Below are 3,143 nucleotides of genomic sequence, written 5' to 3' on the forward strand. Positions count from 1 at the left end.
TCCCCTGTGCGCTCTGCTGCGCCGCAACAAGCTAATGCTATCCGCGCCGCAAATTCAACCAGTTCACATCGGGCCCGACGCCATCGAAGCTGGAGCACCGCTGGAAGCGCGATCTTGATTCCGCCACAGGCCTTCACCATTTCATGGCTGAGCGGTCCGCACCCTATGCCGTGGCCCTGTTACGAGGAAATGACATGAACGCGCGCGTTCTCGACGGCGAAATCATCACCAGCAGGCTCGACGATGTCAGGGCCTATGACGGCGTGCGCACGAAGCGCATCTTCGCCTTCATGATCGACTATGTCATCGTCGCGCTGCTCACCATCCCGTTTGCCATTCTGGTGTTCTTCCTCGGGCTCTTGACCCTCGGGCTTGGCTGGATGCTGTTCGGCATCCTGTTGCCGACTGTGGCCATCCTCTACATCTGGAACACGCTGGGCAGCACCGATCAGGCCACCACGGGCATGAAGATGATGGGCATCCGGCTCGACCGGCTCGACGGCAGGCCGATCGACGGCCTCACTGCGGTTGTCCATTCGGTGCTGTTCTGGGCCGGCAATGTCATCCTGTCGCCGCTTGTCCTGCTGGTAACGCTGTTTTCCGACCGCAAACGCACCTTGCACGATCTTTTACTTGGCACGGTCGTCAGCCGCACCGACCGCTGAAACGGCCCTCTGAAGAGCAGTCGCTACCGATTGAGCACAAATGTGAAGGCGTCGAGTCGACCGCGCCCACATAATCCTGTTGAATTTTTCGCCATCCGCGCCAAAGGTAGAGCGATTCGAAGGAGTGTTTCCAAGGCTCGATGACGCAGCATCCGACCCAGTCGCCGCAGTTCTTCCTGACCGCGCCGTCGCCGTGCCCCTATCTCGACGGCCAGTTCGAGCGCAAGGTGTTCACGCACCTGGTTGGCGACAAGGCGGCGGAGATGAACGACCTGTTGACGCAAGGCGGCTTCCGGCGCTCGCAGAACATCGCCTACAGGCCGGCCTGCGAGACCTGCCGCGCCTGCGTTTCGGTACGCATCCTCGCCCAGGAATTCGTCGCCAGCCGCAACATGAAGCGCGTGCTGCAGCACAATTCCGATCTCGTCGGCTACATGCACAATGCCGAGCCCTCGACCGAACAATATTCCCTGTTCCGCAGCTATCTCGACGCCCGCCACCGCCGTGGCGGCATGTCCGACATGACGGTGCTCGACTATGCGATGATGGTCGAGGACACCCATGTCGACACCAAGGTGATCGAATATCGGCGGCGCGGACCTGACACCTTCATCACCGGCAAGGGACAGGGCGAGCTGATCGCGGTGGCGCTCACCGACAAGATGGCCGACGGCCTGTCGATGGTCTACTCCTACTTCAATCCCGATTTCGAGGAGCGGTCGCTCGGCACGTTCATGATCCTCGACCACATCGCCCGCGCCAGGGCGATGGGCCTGCCCCATGTCTATCTCGGCTACTGGGTCAACGGCTCGCGCAAGATGAATTATAAGATGCGCTTCATGCCGCAGGAGCATCTCGGCCCCAAGGGCTGGGAGCGCTACACCAACGAAGCGGTTTCACGCTGAGCTTTTCCAAGGTCCGCCTTTAAACTGTTTCAAGGCAGGGGATGCTGGTCTTTCAGCCGGTTGGCTGGAGAGAGTGCGCCATTGCACCGGCCGGCCGCCAGCCTGCATTTCATTGCGAAAGTTCCTGCATGTCCTCTCATCACGATCACCAGAAAGGTCTTTTGATAACCGCCATCGGCGGGCTCACGCTGACTGTCGACATACCGTTGATCCGCCTCGCCGACGGTGGCGCATGGACGATCATGCTGCTGCGCACCGGCACAACTTTCGTCGCGGCCATGGTCATCTGGTCGGTCTGGCGGGCACTCAGCCGAAACGCCCCGCCGCTGATCCCCGGCTGGTCCGGCCTGATCGTGGCGATATGCTACGGGCTGACCGGGATCACCTTCGTCACCGCCGTCTACCACACCTCGACCGCCGACCTGGTGTTCATCCTGGCCTTCAACACCGTCTTTGCGGGGTTGCTGTCCTGGATATTCCTGCGCGAGAGGCCGCGGCTGGTGACCATCGCGGCGATGGCGATCATGATCCTCGGCGTGCTGGTCATCGTCGGCGGCTCGGTCGGCACCGGCAAGCTGTTCGGCGATTTCATGGCGCTGTGCTCGGCCTTCTTCATCGCGGTGGCCATCACCATCTCGCGCGCCAGCGGCAAGGACATGGGATTCACCTCGCTCGTCGGCGTCCTTCTGCCGCTCGCGCTGGCGGTCTTCATGGTGTCAGGCGAAGGCTTTCATGTGAACGCGCCATGGTGGATCGTCTTCAACGGCGCCATCATCATGCCGATCTCGTTCTTCTGCCTTGCCGCCGGGCCGAAATACATTTCAGGACCGGAAGTGGCGATGTTCTACCTGCTCGAAACGGTGCTGGCGCCGGTCTGGGTGTGGATGATCTTTGCCGAGGCACCGACCCGCAACAGCCTGATCGGCGGCGGGATCCTGATCGTCACGCTCGTCGCACACTCGCTCTGGCAGCTGCATGAAGGGCGTAAGCGCCGGGTCGACTTCGCGGTGCATCACCCGGTCTAGCGACAATTCGGCTTACGGCGCAAAGCCGGTCGTTATCAGGCGCTGGCTTTCTTCGCCGCATTGGATTCCGGCAGGACCTCGATCTGCGGACCGGACTCGATTTCGGCCGCCGAATCGGCGGCCGTCTCGTCGGCCAGCTCCACTTCGCGCAGCCATTCGCGCCAGATGGCCACGAGCAGCGCCATAAGCACCGGGCCGATGAACAGGCCGAGGAAACCCATAGTCTTGACGCCGCCGATCAGGCCGAAAAAGGTCGGCAGGAAGGGCAGTTTTATCGGCCCGCCGACGAGCTTCGGACGCAGTGTCTTGTCGACGATGAACAGCTCGACCGCACCCCAGAGGAACAGTGCCAGCCCGGCCATCGGCGAGCCGCTGGCGGCGAGGTAGATCGAGACCAGCGTGAAGGACAGCGGTGCGCCGCCGGGGATCAGCGCCATGACGCCGGTCAGGGCGCCAAGCGTGACCGGCGACGGCACGCCGGCCAGCCAGTAGGCGATGCCCAGCACCAGCCCTTCGCCGATGGCGATAACGGTCATGCCGGTCACGGT

Annotated in this window: 4 protein-coding genes; 3 read left to right on the forward strand and 1 reads right to left on the reverse strand. The window is 62.4% G+C overall.

Annotation, left to right across the window (positions count from 1 at the left end; genetic code table 11):
- Positions 1–194: 194 nt before the first annotated feature.
- The 3 genes from EN969_RS23800 (at position 195) to EN969_RS23810 (ending at position 2,595) form a co-directional block, all read left to right on the forward strand.
- Positions 195–665, forward strand: coding sequence for an RDD family protein (locus EN969_RS23800; protein ID WP_063167757.1), 471 nt, complete (start codon positions 195–197; stop codon positions 663–665).
- Between the two features lie 140 nt (positions 666–805).
- Positions 806–1,570 carry an arginyltransferase gene (locus EN969_RS23805; RefSeq protein ID WP_013532274.1) on the forward strand — a complete coding sequence of 255 codons (765 nt, stop codon included), beginning with the start codon at positions 806–808 and terminating at the stop codon, positions 1,568–1,570.
- Between the two features lie 128 nt (positions 1,571–1,698).
- Positions 1,699–2,595, forward strand: a complete 897-nt coding sequence (locus tag EN969_RS23810) for a DMT family transporter (protein WP_063167756.1) — start codon at positions 1,699–1,701, stop codon at positions 2,593–2,595.
- 35 nt (positions 2,596–2,630) lie between these two features.
- On the opposite strand, the gene EN969_RS23815 is transcribed toward EN969_RS23810, so the two are convergent.
- Positions 2,631–3,143, reverse strand: a 513-nt coding sequence (locus EN969_RS23815) for an AI-2E family transporter (protein WP_164758443.1), incomplete at its 5' end; no start/stop codon positions are given.

This window comes from Mesorhizobium sp. M7A.F.Ca.CA.003.01.2.1, assembly GCF_003998945.1.
GTDB lineage: Bacteria > Pseudomonadota > Alphaproteobacteria > Rhizobiales > Rhizobiaceae > Mesorhizobium > Mesorhizobium ciceri.

Excerpts from the sequence above, each read along its gene's own strand:
- EN969_RS23800 (WP_063167757.1), top strand. The coding sequence starts at position 195 with ATGAACGCGCGCGTTCTCGACGGCGAAATCATCACCAGCAGGCTCGAC.
- EN969_RS23805 (WP_013532274.1), top strand. The coding sequence starts at position 806 with ATGACGCAGCATCCGACCCAGTCGCCGCAGTTCTTCCTGACCGCGCCG.
- EN969_RS23810 (WP_063167756.1), top strand. The coding sequence starts at position 1,699 with ATGTCCTCTCATCACGATCACCAGAAAGGTCTTTTGATAACCGCCATC.